The 19339-nt window shown below is 58.3% G+C and carries 20 protein-coding genes and 1 pseudogene; 7 read left to right on the top strand and 14 right to left on the bottom strand.

The window, feature by feature from the left end; genetic code table 11:
* Nucleotides 1-40 precede the first annotated feature (40 nt).
* Nucleotides 41-952: a diacylglycerol/lipid kinase family protein gene (locus tag CU102_RS25825; RefSeq protein ID WP_106713937.1), complete on the top strand. Its 912-nt coding sequence runs from the start codon at nucleotides 41-43 to the stop codon at nucleotides 950-952.
* 48 nt (nucleotides 953-1000) lie between these two features.
* Here CU102_RS25825 and CU102_RS25820 read toward each other — a convergent pair whose 3' ends face one another.
* The 8 genes from CU102_RS25820 to CU102_RS25780 all read right to left on the bottom strand — a co-directional run bounded on the left by CU102_RS25820 (nucleotide 1001) and on the right by CU102_RS25780 (nucleotide 8098).
* Nucleotides 1001-1426 (bottom strand): hypothetical protein, encoded by a 426-nt coding sequence (locus CU102_RS25820; protein WP_106713936.1) that lies wholly within the window; start codon nucleotides 1424-1426, stop codon nucleotides 1001-1003.
* 122 nt (nucleotides 1427-1548) lie between these two features.
* Entirely contained in the window at nucleotides 1549-2427 is an 879-nt protein-coding gene (locus CU102_RS25815) for an alpha/beta hydrolase (protein ID WP_245425563.1), read from the bottom strand.
* Between the two features lie 10 nt (nucleotides 2428-2437).
* Nucleotides 2438-4057: an NTP transferase domain-containing protein gene (locus CU102_RS25810; protein WP_106713934.1), complete on the bottom strand. Its 1620-nt coding sequence runs from the start codon at nucleotides 4055-4057 to the stop codon at nucleotides 2438-2440.
* The gene (locus CU102_RS25805) at nucleotides 4054-4767 is read right to left on the bottom strand and encodes an XdhC family protein (protein ID WP_106713933.1); all 714 of its coding nucleotides are present in this window, start codon (nucleotides 4765-4767) and stop codon (nucleotides 4054-4056) included. The genes CU102_RS25810 and CU102_RS25805 overlap by 4 nt, the downstream gene beginning before the upstream one ends.
* 2 nt (nucleotides 4768-4769) lie before the next feature.
* Nucleotides 4770-5105, bottom strand: coding sequence for an XdhC family protein (locus tag CU102_RS25800; protein ID WP_106713932.1), 336 nt, complete (start codon nucleotides 5103-5105; stop codon nucleotides 4770-4772).
* A 282-nt stretch (nucleotides 5106-5387) separates the two neighbouring features.
* Entirely contained in the window at nucleotides 5388-6650 is a 1263-nt protein-coding gene (locus CU102_RS25790) for a vWA domain-containing protein (RefSeq protein WP_106713931.1), read from the bottom strand.
* Nucleotide 6651: 1 nt separating this feature from the next.
* The gene (locus tag CU102_RS25785) at nucleotides 6652-7578 is read right to left on the bottom strand and encodes an AAA family ATPase (protein ID WP_106713930.1); all 927 of its coding nucleotides are present in this window, start codon (nucleotides 7576-7578) and stop codon (nucleotides 6652-6654) included.
* 13 nt (nucleotides 7579-7591) lie between these two features.
* Nucleotides 7592-8098, bottom strand: coding sequence for a flavin reductase (locus tag CU102_RS25780; RefSeq protein ID WP_106713929.1), 507 nt, complete (start codon nucleotides 8096-8098; stop codon nucleotides 7592-7594).
* 176 nt (nucleotides 8099-8274) lie between these two features.
* On the opposite strand from CU102_RS25780, the gene CU102_RS25775 reads away from it, so the two are divergent.
* From CU102_RS25775 to purB, 5 genes are all read left to right on the top strand, one after another.
* A complete protein-coding gene (locus CU102_RS25775; protein ID WP_245425562.1) occupies nucleotides 8275-9351 on the top strand; it encodes a branched-chain amino acid ABC transporter substrate-binding protein in 1077 nt (358 codons plus the stop codon).
* Entirely contained in the window at nucleotides 9351-10358 is a 1008-nt protein-coding gene (locus CU102_RS25770) for a P1 family peptidase (RefSeq protein WP_106713928.1), read from the top strand. The genes CU102_RS25775 and CU102_RS25770 overlap by 1 nt, the downstream gene beginning before the upstream one ends.
* 68 nt (nucleotides 10359-10426) lie before the next feature.
* Entirely contained in the window at nucleotides 10427-11098 is a 672-nt protein-coding gene (rpe, locus tag CU102_RS25765) for a ribulose-phosphate 3-epimerase (protein ID WP_106713927.1), read from the top strand.
* A gap of 2 nt (nucleotides 11099-11100) precedes the next feature.
* The gene (locus CU102_RS25760) at nucleotides 11101-11838 is read left to right on the top strand and encodes a DUF2259 domain-containing protein (protein WP_106713926.1); all 738 of its coding nucleotides are present in this window, start codon (nucleotides 11101-11103) and stop codon (nucleotides 11836-11838) included.
* A gap of 100 nt (nucleotides 11839-11938) precedes the next feature.
* On the top strand, nucleotides 11939-13255 hold the full coding sequence (gene purB / locus CU102_RS25755) for an adenylosuccinate lyase (protein WP_106713925.1): 1317 nt from the start codon (nucleotides 11939-11941) through the stop codon (nucleotides 13253-13255).
* Between the two features lie 469 nt (nucleotides 13256-13724).
* Here purB and CU102_RS25750 read toward each other — a convergent pair whose 3' ends face one another.
* The 4 genes and pseudogenes from CU102_RS25750 to CU102_RS30660 form a co-directional block, all read right to left on the bottom strand.
* Nucleotides 13725-14615: a VOC family protein gene (locus CU102_RS25750; RefSeq protein WP_106713924.1), complete on the bottom strand. Its 891-nt coding sequence runs from the start codon at nucleotides 14613-14615 to the stop codon at nucleotides 13725-13727.
* Between the two features lie 176 nt (nucleotides 14616-14791).
* Entirely contained in the window at nucleotides 14792-15775 is a 984-nt protein-coding gene (locus tag CU102_RS25745) for an NAD-dependent epimerase/dehydratase family protein (protein WP_106713923.1), read from the bottom strand.
* A gap of 259 nt (nucleotides 15776-16034) precedes the next feature.
* Nucleotides 16035-17477: a mechanosensitive ion channel domain-containing protein gene (locus tag CU102_RS25740; RefSeq protein ID WP_106713922.1), complete on the bottom strand. Its 1443-nt coding sequence runs from the start codon at nucleotides 17475-17477 to the stop codon at nucleotides 16035-16037.
* Between the two features lie 71 nt (nucleotides 17478-17548).
* Nucleotides 17549-17652: pseudogene (locus tag CU102_RS30660) on the bottom strand (cupin domain-containing protein); the annotation flags it as partial.
* Nucleotides 17653-17778: 126 nt separating this feature from the next.
* On the opposite strand from CU102_RS30660, the gene CU102_RS25730 reads away from it, so the two are divergent.
* On the top strand, nucleotides 17779-18327 hold the full coding sequence (locus tag CU102_RS25730) for an RBBP9/YdeN family alpha/beta hydrolase (RefSeq protein WP_106713921.1): 549 nt from the start codon (nucleotides 17779-17781) through the stop codon (nucleotides 18325-18327).
* 23 nt (nucleotides 18328-18350) lie between these two features.
* Here the strand turns inward: CU102_RS25730 and CU102_RS25725 are convergent, their stop codons facing one another.
* Both CU102_RS25725 and CU102_RS25720 read right to left on the bottom strand, forming a co-directional pair.
* Entirely contained in the window at nucleotides 18351-19115 is a 765-nt protein-coding gene (locus CU102_RS25725) for an HpcH/HpaI aldolase family protein (RefSeq protein ID WP_106713920.1), read from the bottom strand.
* 131 nt (nucleotides 19116-19246) lie between these two features.
* The coding region (locus CU102_RS25720) for an IS3 family transposase (protein WP_146146475.1) at nucleotides 19247-19339 on the bottom strand (93 nt) is incomplete at its 5' end.

Genomic DNA, 19339 nt, shown 5'->3' with positions numbered 1-19339 from the left:
GCTCCCGTCCAGCGCCATTTCCGCCAATCAAGGATCTGACATGAAAGTCCATGCCGTTTTCAACCGCGATGGCGGCACATTTCGTACCATGGACATGAAGCTGTTTGCCGAGGTGGCACGAGCCACCTTTGAGAAGCACGGACATTCGTTCGAAAGCGAGATCGTTGCGGGCAAGGACATCATGAAAGCCCTGAAGAATGTGGCTATGGAGGCCGGCGAACACGTCCTCATGGCCGGCGGCGGCGACGGTACGATATCAGCTGCGGCCGACATCGCCTGGAAGACTGGCGTACCTCTTGCCGTGCTTCCTGCCGGGACGATGAACCTCTTTGCTCGAGCATTGAAGATACCGCTGGAATTGAACGCCGCATTGGAGAGTCTGGCCACGGGAACAATACAGGCCGTCGATATCTCCACGGCCAATGAAGAGAGCTTTGTTCATCAGTTTTCAATCGGCTTTCAGCCACAAATGATCAAACTGCGCAACACATTGGAGTTTCGCTCGCGCTGGGGCAAGCGGCTCGCAAGTTTACGGGCTTTCACAAGAGCCATGGGCAACCCGCCGCGTTTCGGTGTGTGTCTGGTGATTGACGGCGTTCAGACGGAGCGAACCGTGTCCGCGATCTCGATCGCCAACAATCCCTACGGCCAGGGTATGCTGCCCGTGCCCGACTTTGCCGATCGTGGTGAGCTCGGTGTCTATATCGCTGGTCGCCTGACCCCGGTTGCTTTGATGAAACTGGCCTTCACCGTCCTGACGGGATCCTGGCGCAACAATCCCGACGTCGATGAAATTCCCGCAAAAGAGGTGGAGCTGCATTTCCCCCATCTGCGGCGCGGAGCCAAGGCCACCATCGACGGTGAGCTGATCCCCCTGCAAAAAGACGTAAAAATCGCCATTCATGCGGGCGAACTCAAGGTCCTCGTACCGGCCGCACTGCAAGACAAATAAAAACGGTGAGGTTTTGGCCACGCCGTTGGAGTTAACTCTGCGTCTGCGTCAGCTCTGGCTGTTGGTCTTCTTGGCTGGCGCCGGAGCGGGTTTGGCAGCCTTCTTAGCTGCGGCGGCTTCAGCGGCTGCCTGGTCCGCACTCTTCGGCATTGTATCGACGACGGAACGCACCTTACCCTTGTCGGTTACCGTGCACATGGCGTCGCGAAGATCGGCCTTCAGGCGCACCTGGTTCACACCGCCACCAATGGCTTCTGCTTCAACGGCCTTGATATTGCTTTCGGAAAGGAAATATTTGGCGGCAGCTGCCGAAACGCATGGCTCTGCGAGCACAGAATTGACCGGCGGACGGATAGGAGCAAACGTCGGAAGCGTCGGGACCATGCTGGGTTCGCCCGTCGTGGAACATGCGGCCAGGGGAATGAGAACTGCCAAGGAGGCAACTCGGCTCAAAATTTGGGTAGGCAGGCGCATGGCTTTCTCCGCAAAGACTTATCGCAGGATTGGATATGGCCGGAAACTATTCGCTTTTGGCTAATTGTCTAGTGGCACAACGGCCACAATGGGACTTTATTGCAACAACCCGTTTGAACGCTTCACGGCGCGACCGATAGCATCCAGTTCAGGGTGGTGCGCCAGTCGGTCATGCGGATTGGCGTACCGTGATTGCCGTTCTCGAAACGATGAAAGCGCACCGGATATCCTTTCGCCGATCCCCGGATCTCCCGGTAGAATGCTTCCTGCTTGTCCACGCCAAAGACCGGATCGCGACTGCCATGGCCGAAGAAGACCGGTATGCGGCGTTTGAAAGACGGCGATCCAATGAAATGATCGTCCCATAGCGAACCGAGAATGATCAGACCAGAAATGTTCTTGGCCGCCCGAGTATCTTGCGCAAGCCGCCAGCACAAAGAGCCCCCCATCGACCCGCAAGCGACGAAAACCCTGGCCTGGGGCGATTGCGATTTGAAATGGCTGATCAAGCCTGCAACTTCCGCCTCCCCCTTTTCACCGAAATTGGTGAAATCTGGGCTCAAATAGAGCCCGTCATTGCGAACCATCAGGTTCTTGAGGCGATTGAAATTGCCGCCGAAAGTGAAATCATTCATTCCCTGTTGGCGATTGCCGCCCTGCCCGTGAAGATAGATGGTAATGACCGAAGCACCGCCATCGAGCTTACCCGTTGCCATGACTTTCACAGGTCCGTAGTCTGTGGTGACAATAAGGTCCTGTTGAGAACGTTTCGGCTGAAGTGAAACATAATTCTGTTTCACCCGGCGTTCAGGCACCTGATCGCGGCCATTGATGTCCCGCATCTCGTTATAGTCCACGACAACATAGTCGCCACCATCGCCGGTTTTCAGAACTCCCGTATAGCCGAACAGATCGTCCTTGTAGGGTTCAAGCTGCAAAGCCGAGGCAGCGCTCACGAGGCAAACAAGAGCAAGCGCGCCTAGAAAGAATGTCCTGATCAAATGCAATTCCTTACCGGATTGTCTCGGTGATTGTTCCGCCCGCGCGATTCAACATGTCAGGCGTATCCACATCAATAGCCGCGGCTTCGCCAAGTTCAACATCGATCACCGGGATATCGCCGCGTTCGATCAAATGCCGCGCTCCGACATCGCCGGCAAGCGTAAATACCTCGTCGAACAGGAGGCGCGGCAACAGCACCGGATTGCCGCGCTTGCCCTTATACGTGGCCCTGACCACCGACTGCCCTCCAGCATCTTGAAACTGCCTGATCATGGATTTGAGGTCTACTGCGGTGAGCGCGGGCATATCAGCCAGCAGCATCATGACGCCATCAGCCGACGGTGGCACATTCCTGATTGCGGTTTGCAGCGATGAGGCAAGTCCACTGGCAAAATCCTTGTTGAGTGCGATGACGACACTGAGGCCGTCGAGTGCGGCACTGCACTGTTCCGCCATATGGCCAAGCACGGCGATTACGGGATCGCCGCCCGCCGCGATCGCAATCATCGCCGAACGCCGGATCAGGGGAACATCGTCGAACGTTGCGAGCAACTTGTTCGGTCCGTTCATGCGCGTCGACTGGCCCGCCGCAAGCACTGCAATCGCGACATCAGATCTGGTGACCGGTTGACGCGGATCGCGCGGTTGCGGACGCGTCGGAATCTCCATCAGCAACCCGCCCACGCCCAGGCCGACAATGTCGGCCTTGGTAACCGGCACCTCCGCCATCAGCCGTTCGAGAATCCAATCGAAGCCATTTTCCTTGGGACTGCGCGCGCATCCGGGCGCGCCGATCACCGGCTTTCCATCGAGTTCACCCAGAACGAGCAAGTTTCCCGGGTCGACCGGCATGCCAACATGATGAACGGTGCCACCCGCTTCCCGGATCGCAGCAGGCACAATATCGTCTTGGTCGACAACAGCGGACGCTCCGAAGACGATGACGATATCGTTTGACTTTTGCTGTTCGCGGATCGCGGCCGCAAGGGCATCGCCTTGATGTGCCGGGCGCAACTCAGACGTCAAGACCCCATGGTTCGCCGCAATCCGCGCCTCGGTCACACGTCTTGTCTTGTCGAGCACGGTCGGCTTCACAGAAGGCAACGTCGTCTGGATCAAGCCAATGCGCGAACCGGCAAAGCTGTGTACTCCGAATGCTTGGCGACCGCGGGCGAGTTCACATATCTTGTCGAGTATGGCAGTCGGGACGGCAAATGGGATGATCTTGATGGTCGCCGCCATCTGCTCCTGTTCGACCCGTTCATAGGTCTTCAACGTGGCAATGGTCACTGACGGATCGACTGAGTTGATGGTGTTGATGAGATCGGCATCCACCGTGAAGAGACCCGAAGCCTCCGCATAACAATTGACCCGGCCAGTCGAAGCAGGCCCGGCACGTACACCGAACCATTGCAGCGCTTCGGCGATTTTAAGAGCGGCGGTGTTTTCTTCGATATCAGCTTCCTGCAAGCGGGCAGCGATAACTTTGCTCACCCCCGCTTCGCGAAGCTGCCGGATATCGCTTTCCGTGAGCACATGGCCCTTCTTCAGCTTCAAATCGCCCGCATGCGTCGAATGGGCGAGAATTGCGCCAAGCGCATCCGCAAGAGGGGTTTCGCCGAAAATCATGCTGTCTTTTCCAATTGCAATGCAGTCCGCAGGCCCCGCGCGCGGAACGCCTTGATGACTTCACCCATAATCGCAACAGCAATCTCGGCGGGGCTCGCCGCTCCAATATCAAGGCCGATTGGCGAATGGATGGAGCCTATCTGCTCGTCACTCAGACCCAGCGACTTCAACCGGTCGACGCGTTTTGCGTGTGTCTTGCGGCTTCCCAACGCGCCAACGTAGAAGCATCCTGCGTTCACGGCGCGCTCCAGCGGCAGGTCATCGATCTTCGGATCATGTGTCACGGCGGCAACCGCAGTGTAAGGATCGAGCGGACGTGTTTGGAGAATGTCCTGCGGCCACTCGGCAAAGAGGCTGACGTCAGGAAAGCGCTCCGGTGTCGCAAACGCCGTCCGCGGGTCTATGATTTCCATGTCGTAACCAGCGATTTTCGCCATCGAAGCCAATGCCTGGCTGATATGCACCGCGCCGATCACCACAAGGCGCGGCGGCGGCAGGTGAACGTTGAGAAAAAAGGAGCGGCCATCGATCTCTGCGACCGTCGATCCGCCGGACAAGAAAGCCTGGTTGATCGCAATCCCGAGCGGCCCGGCAACCGGATCGCCTTCCTTGATCACCCTGTCACGCCCGTCACCAAGATCAGTCAGCAACAACGCGGCGCGCCGGGCACGCCGTTCTTGATTGAGTTTCTTGAGGCAATAAGGATCCACGCTCAGCCCAACCGTTCCACATAAACTTTGATCCGGCCGCCACAGGACAGTCCGACCTGCCAGGCCGTTTCATCCGCGATGCCGAATTCCAGCATGCGCGGTTGACCTTGCTTGATCACATCCATGGCCTCGGCAATCACCGCACCTTCGACACAGCCGCCGGAGACCGATCCTTCGAAGTTGCCGGCCTCGTCGATTACCAGATGGCTTCCGGCCGGACGCGGGGCCGAACCCCAGGTTTCCACGACGGTAGCAATCGCCACATCGCGACCCTCGGCCATCCAGCCTTCGGCGATCATCAGCGGGTCGAGCTTTTCAGGGGTAGTTTGCAGTGTCATCGCTGTACCTCCGGGCTTAGGTCGTAAACTCGCTACAGGGTCGAAATGGTATGAGGCTTTTCGTTCGGATACGAGGAGCAGAGGCGATGGAAATGTTTATCCATTTTCAAGCCTTTGCGACACAGTGGCCGGGCGAAAAGACCATATCCTGCGGACGCCGAACCGGCTGCAAGCTGCAGTGTCGAGCTGCTCGGCCGGGGGATAAGACCCCGCCCTTCGCATCTCTCCTCGCATCTTTTTGCCGTTTCAGGCGCCATTTCGATCCTATAGCGAGTTCGCGACCTAATATGGGTGCGCCCCACGCTCGTGAAAAGGGGCTCGCTGCAACCAGCGTATTGGATCGTCGTTGTTGTCGCTTGGACGGCTAAGCGCCCGGCACAGATCGTCCAGCGCATCAAGATTGTGCACAGCCCGGAAATCGTCGACATAGGGCAGCATAGCTCGTACCCCGCGTGCACGCGGCTCAAAGCCTTCAAACCGCAGAAGGGGATTGAGCCAGATCAACCGCCGGCAGGACTTGGACAATCGCTCCATTTCCGCTTCAAGACGACTGGTATCGTCGCGTTCCAATCCATCCGTAATCAACAGCACCACTGCGCCCTGGCCGAGCACCCGCCGCGACCAATGCCGGTTGAATTCTCGCAGCGTCTCGCCGATGCGGGTGCCGCCCGACCAATCCTGCACGATGCTCGCACAATGGGCGATCGCATCGTCTGGGTCGCGAGAGCGCAAAGGTCGCGTGATGTTGCTGAGCCGCGTGCCAAAGACGAAACACTGGACACGCCGCCGCTTGGCCATCATGGCATGCATGAAGTGCAGGAAAATCCGGGTATACTGGCTCATGGAGCCGGAAATATCCGCAAGGACGACCAGCGGCGGATGCACTTCACGGCGCGAGCGGAACTTCGGCAGGATGAGGTCGCCGCCTGTCCGCAGGCTCGCACGCATCATTGCTCGCGGATCGATGCGTGCTCCCTTTGGATCGCTGCGGAAGCGCCTCGTCTCGACCTTGTCGGCCGGGAGCCTCAATTCATCCATGGCCCGGCGCGCCTGGCTGAGTTCGTCAGCTGACATCTGGGCGAAGTCTTTGGTGCGGAGTACTTCCCTCTCAGAAAAGGTGAAACGCGCATCGAGATCGATTTCCGGCGGGCGTTCACCTGGTTCATTGCGCGAACTGGCCTTGAACAAAGCTTCAGCCACGCGGGCCTCGGCAGCTCTCGATTTCGGCCTCTGGCTGGCCGTTGCCACAGGCGAGAACATGGCAAGCATCTTCTCGATCAGTTCGCGGGAGCGCCAATAAAGCCGGAATGCCTCGTCGAATGTTGCGTGGTCTTCGTGCCGCGTGACGAGGACGCTGTGCAACGACCAGTAGAAATCGTCGCGCGAGCCGATACCCCCTGCCAGGACGGCCTCGATCGCATCCCTGACCGAGGCCGGGCCAACCCGTAATCCGGCTTTGCGCAGAGTCCTGGCAAAATAGACGATATTGTCGGCAAGGCGACTGTCCGAGCGCGCTACCTTTGGCGATGAAGTGAATGTTTCCATGTCACGCCGCGTTCAGCTCCGCCTTGACCTCATCAAGGATACGCCGTCCCTCGCCACCGGCGATCCTGGCGATATCGTCCTGGTATTTAAGCAGCACACCGATCGTGTCGGAGACCGTTTCCGGATCGAGCGCCAGCTTGTCCATCTCGGTCAAAGCTCCAGCCCAGTCGATGGTTTCGGCAACGCCCGGCAACTTGAACAGGTCGATATCACGCAGTTTCTGTACATAGCGGACAATTTCGTCGGAAAGCCGTTCATTGGCAGCGGGCACCTTGCGCCTAACGATCTCGAGTTCCCGCTCGGCAGAGGGATAGTCGACCCAATGATAGAGGCATCGGCGTTTCAGCGCGTCGTGAATTTCGCGCGTGCGATTGGTCGTGATGATGACAAGCGGCGGCTCCGCAGCACGAATGGTGCCAAGTTCGGGAACAGTAACCTGAAAATCCGACAACACTTCGAGCAAGAAGGCCTCGAAGGCTTCATCGGTGCGATCCAATTCGTCGATCAGGAAGACGGGCGCCTTGCCCGGCTCACCGGAAAGCGCTTGGAGGACAGGCCTGCGGATCAGGAATTTCTCGGAGAAAACGTTGCGTTCAATCGCACGCTTGTCGACCTTGCCGCTGGCTTCATCCAGGCGGATCTCGATCATCTGCGCCGCATAGTTCCACTCATAGACAGCCGACGAGACGTCCAGCCCTTCATAGCACTGCAGGCGGATCAACGGCCGGTCCAGCGTTGTGGCAAGCACCTTGGCAATCTCGGTCTTGCCGACACCCGCCTCACCTTCGAGAAAGAGCGGACGTTTCATGCGCAGGCTCAGGAAAAGCACCGTAGCCAGCGCACGATCAGCCACATAGCCGCCGCCTTCAAGCAGCGCCAGCGTATCCTCAATCGACTGCGGCAATGAAGGAACGGTTTTAGCGGCCATACTGCCTCCGGTGCTAATCCCCTGAGCCGTGATAGGAGCGGTTGAGATAAATCAATGACCGGCGGCGCTTGCCCATATTGAGTGCCGTCACCTTGCCATAGATCACATAGTGCGTGGCAACTTCATGCGTCGCAATGATGCGGCAATCGAAACTCGCCAGCGCGTCCATCAGCACGGGAGCACCGGTTTGCAGCGTTTGCCAACGCCCCATCGCAAACCGGTCTTGCTGAGAGAGCTCGCCCTTGCCGGAAAACGCCTCCGAAAGGGCCTGCTGGCCAATCGACAGCGTGTTAAGTGCAAAAACCTGATTCTCGATGAAGAGATGATTGAATTCGTGGCTGCGGTTGAGGCAGACGAGCATCGTCGCCGGGTTATCGGAAACCGAGCATACTGCCGAAATCGTCACGCCGCGGCGGCCCGCGGGACCGTCCGTGGTGATGATATGGACCGCCTCGGCAAAATGACTCATGGCATTGCGAAACGCGAGCGGCTCTATTTTCTGATCGTTGGCAATAAGCACAATTCTGTTTCCGTTAAACAAAGCATCACTATCTCAACGCACGCCGTAACCATAGGGCCAGATTATTTTTTTCCGATATGTTTCCTTTTATATAGGGTTGCATTGCACAGAATGAAGGAAACGGTTACCGAAAACGTGTAAGCGCTTACCATTCAAGAGGAAACGGCATTTTCGCAATGAATCCCATGATACGCACCGCAACGTTTGGCCTCTGCCTGTTGTTCTGCAGTGTCGCATATGCGGAAGACAAGATTGGCGTTATTGCGCCGCTTTCCGGCTCCTTTGCGCGCCTCGGTACTCAATTGCTCGACGGTGCGACCATTGCTGTCGCGACAAACAAGAATGGTCAGACCATCTCGATCGTATCAGCCGACGACAAGTGTGACGCCGCCGGCGGCGCGGCGGCCGCAACGCAGATGGTGCAGGCCAATGTCATGATCGTCGTGGGCTTTCTCTGTACGGAATCGCTTGAGGCCGCCCTCCCCATTCTTAGCCAGAAGGGCATTCCCGTCATCACCCCCGCCATCCGGTCGCGAACCCTGACGGAACTGCGTACCGAGCAGCCTTATCCGGTTTTCAGGATTGCGCCGTCAGATCGCAACGAAGCAGAGGAAACGGGTGATATACTTGCTGAACGCTGGCGTTCCGTGCCCTTCGCCATCATCGATGATGGCACAATCTTCGGCCGCGAGCTTGCGTCTGGCGTACGGGCCCGTCTCGAGGAAAAAGGCTTGAAACCAGTATTTGCCGACACGTATCGGCCCGGCCTGGACAACCAGAACGCGCTTGTCGGTCGCCTGAAACGCGCTGACGCCACCCAGGTGTTTGTCGGCGGCGAGCGCGACGACGTTGCCGCCATTGGACGAAGCGCGGTGGCGCTTGGCTATCCGCTTGTCATCGCCAGCGGCGAAGCACTGAATGCCACCGGGAATGGGCTTGCCATCGGAACACTGATGATTGCGCCGCGCGAACCACAACTGCTTGAAAGCGCGCGCAATGCCAAGAACGCCATCGAGCTCGCGGGTAAAGTGCCAGAAGGCTATACTCTCCCGGCCTATGCGGCCGTAGAAGTAGCGATTCAGGTCCTAACCATGGCCCAGTCGCAGGCGGGATCGTTATCGGAACTGCTCCGCAAGAATGTCTTCGATACGGCACTCGGATCGATACAGTTCAATACCACTGGCGAACGTGTCGCCGACACATATCGTCTGCAGAAATATGATGGCAGCCAGTTCGTGCTGGAGATCAATTGATGACAATCAAGTCCGGCCCACGCAACCTCATCACCGACGTCGACGGCCTGAGCGTCGGTAATGCTTCGGACAACAAAGTCAAATCCGGCACCACGGTCATTCTGTGCGATAGTCCCGCAACCGCCGCGGTCAAGGTGCTCGGCGGTGCACCTGGCACGCGCGAGACCGATCTGCTGCAGCCACACAACACCGTCGAGGCGATCAACGCGCTGGTATTGTCCGGTGGATCGGCGTTCGGGCTCGACGCCGCTTCAGGCGCTCAGGCCGCCTTGCGTGAAATGGGCATTGGCTTTGAGGTCGGCACACACCGTATTCCCATCGTTCCCGCCGCCATTCTCTTCGACATGCTCAATGGCGGCGACAAGGAATGGGGCCGGTATCCGCCCTATCGCGAGCTTGGTTATGACGCCGTGCAGGTCGCATCGCGTGACTTCAAAATCGGGACCGTTGGCGCGGGCACCGGCGCGACGGCCGCCGGATTGAAAGGCGGCCTCGGCTCAGCCTCATCATTCCTCGAAAGTGGCACGACCATCGGCGCTCTTGTCGCTGTCAATGCGCTCGGCTCCGTAACAGTCGGAAAAAGCAAACATTTCTGGGCAGCGCCGTTTGAAATCGGCGATGAGTTCGGCGGACTTGGCCTGCCCCATCCGCTGCCTGCCGATGCTGTCGAAGTGCGGACCAAATTCAACGATGCGGCTCGTGAAGGGAACACCACGATCGGCGTTATCGCCACCGACCTGATACTGACCAAGGCCCAGGCAAAACGCCTCGCCATTGCCGCCCATGATGGTTTTACGCGCGCGATTTGGCCCTCCCACACCCCTTTCGATGGCGATCTTGTGTTTGCACTGGCAACGGGAGCCAGCGGCCGGACACCGGAAGTTGCTGAATTCATTGATCTTTGTGCGATTGCCGCATCGACGATGTCGCGTGCTGTTGCGCGCGGTGTCCACGCTGCTGTGCCAGCGGACAATGATCCATATCCGGTCTGGCGGTCGCGGCTCTGACGCTTTCGATTGTACGATAATGCCGCCCGTGTTAACCGGCGCACAAAATTCTTACCGGAGATCCTTCTATGAGCCGTCCGCTCGTCATCGCCCCGTCCATTCTCGCTTCGGACTTTTCCAAGCTTGGCTCGGAAGTCACCACTGTTTTGCAGGCAGGCGCAGACTGGATCCATATCGACGTTATGGACGGGCACTTCGTTCCGAACATCACATTCGGCCCCGATGTGGTTAAGTCGATCCGTCCTCTGACAGACGCGATCTTCGACACCCACCTCATGATTTCGCCTTGCGATCCTTACCTTGAAGCCTTTGCCAAGGCCGGTTCGGACATCATCACCATCCATGCGGAAGCGGGACCACATCTCCATCGCTCGCTGCAGGCCATTCGCGCCCTCGGCAAGAAGGCCGGCGTCGCGCTCAATCCGGCGACGCCAGAATCGGCCATCGAATACGTGCTTAACGACGTTGATCTAATTCTCGTCATGACCGTCAATCCCGGCTTTGGTGGACAAAAATTCATCGCCGAGACGCAGGAAAAGATACGTAAAATCAAGGCGATGATTGGCGATCGACCGATCGACCTCGAAGTCGATGGCGGTGTCACCGCCGAAACCGCTCCTCTGGCCACTGCCGCTGGCGCCAATGCACTCGTCGCCGGTTCCGCCGTCTACAGGGGTGGGACCGAGGCAGCTTACCGGGCAAACATAGACCTGATCCGTAATGCGTGCTTAAAAGGATAACGATGATTTTTCGCCACCACCGCCTCGCTTTGCTCGCCCTGATCATGGGTTCTTGGCCGTTGGTTGCGCAGGCAGGTGACGCCGCGAAGCTTGATATCATTGGCTTTTCCAAGGATGGCGGGGTGTTTGCGTTCGAGGAATATGGCGTACAGGATGGATCCGGTTTTCCCTATGCCAACCGGTTCTACATCGACACCACGACTGACAAGTTCCTGCCCAAAACGCCCGTTCGGGTAAGGCTGGACGATGAAAACGCGTCACTGGAAAGCGCACGCGAAAAGGCGGGGCGGGATGCGCAGGGTGTGACCTCCCTGATGGACGAGGATTTGCAGGCGAACGCCGGTATGACCGTCGCCGCGAACCCGGTGACCGAGCTATCGGCCGACCCGTTCAAGGTCAGGGTCAATCCGCGACCGGTCTTTCCTGCTATCGACCCGGCGCTGACAGTTGCACTGGAAGAGATCGCTGTTCCCGCTAGTGATGTTTGCCAAAACATTGGTGAAATCAAGGGCTTCCGCCTGACGCTTCTTGAGGACAAGCCGGATGCGAAACCGGAGTTGCTGCATGAGGATGCCGCCACTCCCGCAAGCCGTGGCTGCCCGCAAGGCTACAGTATCGGTGCCGTCCAGACCTATTACCCGGAGAGCGGCGAGCCGGTGATCGCCGTGATGATTGCGGTCCGCGGAATGGGATTCGAAGGCCCGGACCATCGCTGGCTGGCTGTGACGAAGCGCCGATAACACCGCATCGGCGCGAAGCGCTCAAAAGCAGCGTTGAGTGATTGGCTCCGGTCTGCTAGACCCCCCTCAAGCCCACAATACACCGCCGACAGGAAAACATATGATCCCGCGCTATTCGCGGCCTGAAATGGTCGCAATCTGGTCCCCGGAAACGAAATTCCGCATCTGGTTCGAAATCGAAGCACATGCCTGCGACGCGCTGGCCGAGCTCGGCGTCATTCCGAAGGAAGCGGCGAAAACGATCTGGGAAAAGGGCGGCGCGGCCACATTCGACATCGATCGCATCGACGAGATCGAGCGTGAAACCAAGCACGATGTCATTGCTTTTCTTACACATTTGGCGGAAATCGTCGGACCCGACGCGCGTTTCGTGCATCAGGGCATGACCTCGTCCGACGTGCTCGACACCTGCTTCAACGTACAGCTCATGCGCGCTAGCGACATTCTCCTCGCCGATCTGGACAAGCTTCTGGCCGCACTCAAGAAACGTGCTTTCGAGCACAAGGACACTGTCACCATCGGCCGCAGTCATGGCATCCATGCCGAGCCGACGACGTTCGGCGTCAAGCTGGCACAGGCTTATGCCGAGTTCGAGCGCTGTCGCACCAGGCTCGTTGCAGCGCGCGCGGAAATTGCAACCTGCGCCATCTCCGGGGCCGTCGGCACCTTCGCCAACATCGATCCCCGCGTGGAAGAACATGTCGCCAAGGCATTGGGAATGCAGGCAGAACCTGTTTCGACACAGGTGATTCCGCGTGACCGTCACGCCATGTACTTTGCAACCCTCGGTGTTATCGCTTCGTCGATCGAGCGGCTCTCCGTGGAGATCCGACACCTGCAGCGGACCGAAGTTCTGGAAGCCGAGGAGTATTTTTCGCCAGGCCAGAAGGGCTCGTCGGCCATGCCGCACAAGCGCAATCCGGTGCTGACGGAGAACATGACCGGCCTCGCCCGCATGGTCCGCGCCTTCGCCCTGCCGGCGATGGAAAATGTTGCGCTGTGGCATGAACGCGATATTTCACACTCTTCGGTTGAACGCATGATCGGCCCCGACGCAACGATCACCCTCGACTTCGCCCTTGCCCGCATGGTGGGCGTTATCGAAAAGCTGTTGGTCTATCCGGATAACATGTTGAAAAACATGAACAAGTTCCGCGGGCTGATCCATTCGCAACGCGTACTTCTGGCGTTGACTCAGGCCGGCGTTTCCCGCGAGGATTCCTATCGTCTCGTGCAGCGCAACGCCATGAAGGTCTGGGAACACGGCAAGGATTTCCAGGAAGAACTGCTTGCCGACTCCGATGTTCGGGCCGCGCTATCCGAAGAGACAATCCGCGAAAAGTTCGACCTCGGCTATCACACCAAGCACGTCGATACGATCTTCAAGCGCGTGTTTGGCGCAACTGGCAACAACTGAATTAAAGCCGCTGGTTGAGAAAACGGTGCCGTTTCTGCGGGTTCGAGTACGGGAATTGCCGATTCTTGTACGAGAATCGTCTGGGTTTGGACAAGTCGCGCATCGGAATAGCGGTTTTTTTCCAAATCGGGCTAAAACCGCCAGTGAAAAGCCGAAAATCCGGAAAATTAATTGAACGAGCGTTTAGTTAATTTTCCGGTGCCTCTTTTGGGTTGCGGCTGGCGGGTTTGCCGTAATGGTGGTTTCGGAACCAATCCGTCATCCCTCACCTGCACATCCGACTTCTCCGTCTTCCACAGTCTTGACTCAACAGCTCCGTCATCCTCGGGCCTGTCCCGCGAGGACCGATTCACACGCTCAACTCCCTCAGTGAGGTGGGTCCTCGGGTCAAGCCCGAGGATGATGGCGAGAGAGGCGCTCGATGATCCTTGGAGAAGCAGCAGGCCACGAAAGACTGTGTAAGCCGCAACTAACCCTTTGCCGGTACGATCCTGATTACATTGCCCCAGGGGTCGACGAGCTCGCGTTCGCCCTTGGCGTCGGCTGAACTGAATTCCGCCCAGGCGAGACCGGACCGGTCGTTGTCGCGGCGGCCGGCGCCACGGCTCTGCCAGGAATTGGCTGCGACATGATGATGATAGCCGCCGGTCGACATGAACACGGCGCTGCCGCCATACCCTGCAACTGTCTGCAAGCCGAGCTCGTTCTGCCACCAGCTTTCAGCTTCCTTTGCATTGCCGACGCGCAGGTGCAGGTGACCGACCATGGTGCCATCCGGCGCGGCGGTCCAGGGAACATCGCCGCCGGGTTCGCCGAGGAGATTGCCGACATCCAGCGCCTCGGTTGCCATCTGCACCAAAGCGCCATTCCACTTCCAGCTCTCGTGCGGACGGTCGGCATAGATCTCGATGCCGTTGCCTTCCGGATCGGTCAGATAGATTGCCTCGCTGACGAGATGATCGGATGCGCCGGTGATCGCCGTCCGCCGGTCGATTGCCCGCCGCGCCCAGCGGGCGAGGTCTGCCCGAGCCGGCAGGAGGAAGGCGGTGTGATAAAGGCCGGCGCTGTGGGGATCATCGGCGCGGATGGCTGATGCCTGCTCGATTTCGAGCAGCGGCGTTGCACCTGCACCAAGAATGACCGACTGGCCCTTACGCGAAATCTCGCGCAGTCCGACGACATCCTGATAATACTTCGACAGCGTATCGGCATCCTTGGCCTTGATGCCTACCTTCGACACATGGGTCGGTGCCGTCGCCGCAAGGGAAATCTTGTCCATTTTTGTCTCCGCGCGGGCATTTCCCGCCATTGCGGCAAGGGCGGCAGCACCTCCAACCACTTCCCGGCGTGTGAGCTTCATGCGTATCCCCTTCGCAACATATCAGTTTCGTTACTCACAAGGTCGGCTTTATCCACGCCGGAAACAAGCCCGCTCAGAGCGAACAGCTTGTTCACAAATGGTGAACTAATTGGAGAACATTGTTTACGTTCTGGTGGCGGTGTCGTTCATCCTCATGGTGAGGGAGGTAGAGACACTTACTCGACCGGATACGGCCCCTCGGAAAAGCTTTCGTCATGATAGCCTCTTGATCCGATCAGGCGGGCCAAGGGACTGCGCATATCCTCGCCAGCTTTCAGTCGTTCGATGAGATAACTGAAATCATATTTTGGCTCCCATCCAAGCTCGGTTCGCGCCCGCTCATTGATATAGACGCGATCGATGCTCGGGAGCATTGTCCAGCCGCGCCGCGCAAATTCGGCTGCGTATTCGGGAACCCGGCGCCCCACCGCCCGTGGGGCATCCTCGTGCAGATCCCGCAGATCGTCCCGTGTAAATGGCGTGGTCGCGCTGATGATATAGCGGCGGAAGCCGAGTTCGGGAGCCTTTTCGGCAGCCAGAAGATGGGCGCTGACGATGTCTTCTATATCCGCCCGCCGGTACAGAAATTCGTTCAACTTGATGTTTTGGTCGGCAAACTGGTTGCGGACGTTCGCGTTGTCATCCTCTTCGGGAAAAAACCGCGAGGTCCGCAATACCATCGTGGCCAGTCCCTGGTTCCTGTGGAACAGTTGGCAAAGGTCCTCCGCCGCGGCTTTGGTGACGCCATAGATATTCTTCGGGACCGGCGTGACATCCTCGGTGATCCACGCCGCGGGAGCGTCATCCGGAGGCACAAGCGCATCGCCAAAGACGCTCGTCGTGCTGGTATAAATGAAGGATTGGACCTCCCCCGCCGCAGCGGTTTCCAGGAGGTTGAGGGTGCCGGTGATGTTGGTATCGATGAACTCCTGCCGCGCATGCGTGGCGACGTGCGGTTTGTGCAGTGTCGCCGCATGGAAGACCGTCGTCACGCCCTCCATGCTCTTTCTGACATGGGCGCGATCCGCAACCGAGCCGGCATGAGTGGTGAACGGGCCCTCGATGATATCAAGCCCGGCAACCTTGCGCCCCCGCTCCTGCAGGGAGCGGACCAGCGCCTCACCAAGATGTCCGGAACTGCCTGTGACCAGAATCGTCATGCGTGTCTCCAAAATTGGAATCGAGAAGATGCTAGCATTGGGAGCATAGGAGAGTGAAGGCGTTTGCGTCTCGATGTGATACCTAGTCCCCCATAAGGGAGGTAGAGCCGCTGCGTCGGCGAGGGTCAGGACTCGCCAATCAGAGCCGGAAGATGGCGGTGCCGCTGTGCATATGCTTGAGACGAAAAGGTGCGAGCGCAGCGGTCATACCGGGTGTGCATGCGACGCCAGCCACACTGGATGATAGCGCCGGCCCAAATCATTTACGTAACAAACTCCGGACTGTGCGGAGGATGGATGCATGCTCGCCTTGAGCATGTTGAGCCGCCGCCGACACATTCCCCGCAAGGCCGGAAAGGTGCCGGGTAAGTTTGTCTTGGATTTCGGGATGATCTCTGAACAGTCGCACCAAGGTCGGTCCGTCAATCTCATACGCTTCGAGCACGGTCAAAGCTTCGTATTTGGTGGCTTGGGGGACGATCCCATCAACCTGACCGAATATGGCACCCGGTGCGAACCGTAGAACTTCCGCGCCATCGCAGAGTGCCGATGCAGCTCCCGAGCGGACAATCATCAGGCTCGATGCACTATCCGCCCCATCGAAAAAGATATCTCCGGGCCGGTACTGCCGCAATCTCGCCGACACTTCCAGTTTATGCAGTTCGTCCTGTTTAAGATCCGCAAAGATCGGGTTGGACTGCAACAATTCCTGCAACGTGTCCGGTAAGGAATGATCAGTTTGAAGGTTTTCAACAAGGACGGAAGACGACGCCGGCAGGGCGAGAGAAATGCCCGTCGCGATACATTGGCGGTAGACCAAGTCGATAAGCTCGTTTCTGGCAGGAATTCTATCGGCAGGATGCCTGACGCGGAATTGCAGTTCGATGTCCATAGCAAAGGCGTCGACGCCATTCAGCGCGACAACGGGAGCAGGATCGTGAACGATGTTGTTTGCCCCAATCATGGCTTGCCGCATCATCTCGGCGACATAAGACGGGGCGCGCGTCGGTTTCACGCGCAGCGGCAGGACCATCAGATGCGTCTCGTCAGGACGGCTGATATTCGTCAGTCCGATCTTCGCCAGAAAGCTGTTCGGCAAAACCACGATGTTGTTGGCCGGCGTCAGGATATGGGTTGAACGCCAAGTGCTCTCCACCACCCGTCCTTCAGTGCCGTCGGTCAGGATGATCCAGTCACCGATTCCATACGGGCGTCCCAATGTGAGCGCCAATCCGGAAAAGAGATCGTTCAGGGTGCTCTGCAAGGCGAGACCGAGTATGATCGCGATGACGCCGGAGGTTGCGAGGAGTGTTCCAATTGCAAAGTCAAACACGAAGGCGAGGACCGAGAGCGTAACCGCAAGGTAGACTACGGCGATGATCAGGTCCTGTAACACGCGGGCTTCGCGCGGTCTGCCGTCAAGGACAATATAGATGCGGACAAAACCGATCGTGGCCCAGGCCAGATGTACCCACCACAGCGTCTTGGCTGCAATGAGCATCGCGCCGCCTTCTCTCATTGGCTCGAACTTGAGAGGAGAGATACCGCTTCCGAACAATATTGCCGTCATGGCGGAAAAGAACGCAATCTGGACCAGAAGGCGGGCGGTCGGACGACTGCGCCCTTGCAAATGCCAAACGACGATGCCTGCAACACCCAGTGCGACAATCTGGAAAAGTGGTGAGACAAGCAGATCGAGCATGGTCGGTGGCTCCTCAAAGCAAGCTAACGAGGCCGGGGTTCTGATTTTTGGCCCGGCCAATGCTCCTTACCTTACTTCATCGGAAGGACAATCTCCTTTTCGTCGGTATCGACGACGAAGACGGCAAGCAGTTTTGCCGGAGCGGTTCACTGTCGTTCGCGCTTACGGCATATCTGTGACGGCGAAGGTGCGGAGACCCAGGGTCAGGACCCTAGCATACACCCGCTCATAGAGTTCGTCAGGCATGCCGCCATCAATACCCATATTGCGAACCTTTCCCGTTTTTCCTAAATACGGGCGCATGAAAGTCAAAGATGCAGATATCCTCATTGTTCCAGGTTACACCAATTCCGGCCCCGATCATTGGCAGACGCGCTGGGAGTCAAAGCTCTCCACCGCCCGAAGGGTCGAGCAGGCGGAGTGGACTAAACCTGTGCGCGAAGACTGGGTGGCCGAGGTGGTCAAAGCGATCAACGCTGCGAAGCGCCCGGTGGTCGTCGTCGCCCATTCGCTCGGCGTGCCGACCTTCATCCACGCCATTCCCGAGATCGGCGGCAAGGTCAAAGGCGCATTTCTGGTGACACCACCGGATGTATCGAATCCAAAGATCCGGCCAAAACACCTGATGACATTCGGCCCCTACCCGCGCGAGCCGTTCACCTTTCCCTCTATCGTCGTCGCCAGCCGCAATGATCATTATTGCAGCTATGAGGTCGCGGATGATCTCGCCGCCGCCTGGGGATCAATGATCGTCGATGCCGGCGAATCCGGCCATCTCAACTCGGAAAGTGGACATGGTCCCTGGCCGGAAGGCTCAATGGTTTTTGCGCAGTTCCTGTCGCGGCTGTAGAGACGAAGAGACTATCGCCGCCGCTACGCCTTCACCGCGTCCAGCAAGGACTGGACGCCGAGTGTAAGGTACGCCGTATCCACGGAAAGCGGGATATAGCTGTAGCCGAGCCCGGCGAAGCGTTTCGCCAGCGCGGGGGTTGCGCCATAGATGCCGCAGAGCTTGCCTGCAGCCCTGGCCTTGGCTGCAATCGCCGACAGCGGTTCGATGATGGCTTCGGAGCCCGCATCGACCTCCTGCCCATTGCTCCAGGCGATGGAGAAATCGGACGGGCCGACAAACACGCCGTCAATGCCGTCAACCGCCAATATATCGTCGAGCGCCTCGTAGGCGGCGCGTGTTTCGATCATGGCGAAGGCAAGCGTCGCCTCATTGACCTCGCGCAGGTAGCCGCCCGACCCGCCCGCGCCATAGCTGCCCGGGCGGCCGCGCAATTGTCCCCATGAGCGCTCGCCGAGCGGCGGATATTTCATCGCCCTGGCAAAGAGTCTGGCATCGCCGGCATTGTTGATCATCGGCGCAATAACCCCGTCCGCACCGAAATCCAGGGCACGGCTCGCCATGTCAAAGCGCCCGACAGGAACGCGCACCAGCGCATGTTTCTGGGCAGAACGCAGGATGCCAATAAGCGTCACGATACTCTCCGTATCGTGCGCACCATGCTGCATGTCGAGAAGGACAGCATCGAGCGGCGTGCGGGCGAGCGCTTCCATGACCAGTGGATCGGTCAGGCTCGACCAGCCCGAGTAGATGATTTCCCCAGCCCTGAGGCGCGATGCAAGCGTCATGATGCTTTCCCGTGTGGTGATTTGGACCACTATGGGAAACAGAAACCGGAGGGGTCAAGGGGCGTGACACACCCGAAACAAAAAAGCCCGGCGCGGCTGAACTGACCCCGTAAAGTTGGACGGTTAATTGGCTAGGATAATAGGGACTGAGTTCTGTACTGCACAGGGCTCAGTCCCATTAGTTTCAGCTTAATGCGCTGATGATTGTAGTAGTGGATGTAGTC

The organism is Phyllobacterium brassicacearum, assembly GCF_003010955.1.
Lineage (GTDB): Bacteria > Pseudomonadota > Alphaproteobacteria > Rhizobiales > Rhizobiaceae > Phyllobacterium > Phyllobacterium brassicacearum.
This window is presented reverse-complemented; position numbering and strand designations above follow the sequence as displayed.

What these genes read in the sequence shown, in the direction of transcription:
- CU102_RS25750 (WP_106713924.1), bottom strand. Translation starts at nt 14,615, where the DNA reads ATGAAGCTCACACGCCGGGAAGTGGTTGGAGGTGCTGCCGCCCTTGCC.
- CU102_RS25790 (WP_106713931.1), bottom strand. Translation starts at nt 6,650, where the DNA reads ATGGAAACATTCACTTCATCGCCAAAGGTAGCGCGCTCGGACAGTCGC.
- CU102_RS25775 (WP_245425562.1), top strand. Translation starts at nt 8,275, where the DNA reads ATGAATCCCATGATACGCACCGCAACGTTTGGCCTCTGCCTGTTGTTC.
- CU102_RS25770 (WP_106713928.1), top strand. Translation starts at nt 9,351, where the DNA reads ATGACAATCAAGTCCGGCCCACGCAACCTCATCACCGACGTCGACGGC.
- CU102_RS25730 (WP_106713921.1), top strand. Translation starts at nt 17,779, where the DNA reads ATGAAAGTCAAAGATGCAGATATCCTCATTGTTCCAGGTTACACCAAT.
- CU102_RS25785 (WP_106713930.1), bottom strand. Translation starts at nt 7,578, where the DNA reads ATGGCCGCTAAAACCGTTCCTTCATTGCCGCAGTCGATTGAGGATACG.
- CU102_RS25760 (WP_106713926.1), top strand. Translation starts at nt 11,101, where the DNA reads ATGATTTTTCGCCACCACCGCCTCGCTTTGCTCGCCCTGATCATGGGT.
- purB (WP_106713925.1), top strand. Translation starts at nt 11,939, where the DNA reads ATGATCCCGCGCTATTCGCGGCCTGAAATGGTCGCAATCTGGTCCCCG.
- CU102_RS25800 (WP_106713932.1), bottom strand. Translation starts at nt 5,105, where the DNA reads ATGACACTGCAAACTACCCCTGAAAAGCTCGACCCGCTGATGATCGCC.
- CU102_RS25810 (WP_106713934.1), bottom strand. Translation starts at nt 4,057, where the DNA reads ATGATTTTCGGCGAAACCCCTCTTGCGGATGCGCTTGGCGCAATTCTC.
- rpe (WP_106713927.1), top strand. Translation starts at nt 10,427, where the DNA reads ATGAGCCGTCCGCTCGTCATCGCCCCGTCCATTCTCGCTTCGGACTTT.
- CU102_RS25825 (WP_106713937.1), top strand. Translation starts at nt 41, where the DNA reads ATGAAAGTCCATGCCGTTTTCAACCGCGATGGCGGCACATTTCGTACC.
- CU102_RS25820 (WP_106713936.1), bottom strand. Translation starts at nt 1,426, where the DNA reads ATGCGCCTGCCTACCCAAATTTTGAGCCGAGTTGCCTCCTTGGCAGTT.
- CU102_RS25745 (WP_106713923.1), bottom strand. Translation starts at nt 15,775, where the DNA reads ATGACGATTCTGGTCACAGGCAGTTCCGGACATCTTGGTGAGGCGCTG.
- CU102_RS25725 (WP_106713920.1), bottom strand. Translation starts at nt 19,115, where the DNA reads ATGACGCTTGCATCGCGCCTCAGGGCTGGGGAAATCATCTACTCGGGC.
- CU102_RS25740 (WP_106713922.1), bottom strand. Translation starts at nt 17,477, where the DNA reads ATGCTCGATCTGCTTGTCTCACCACTTTTCCAGATTGTCGCACTGGGT.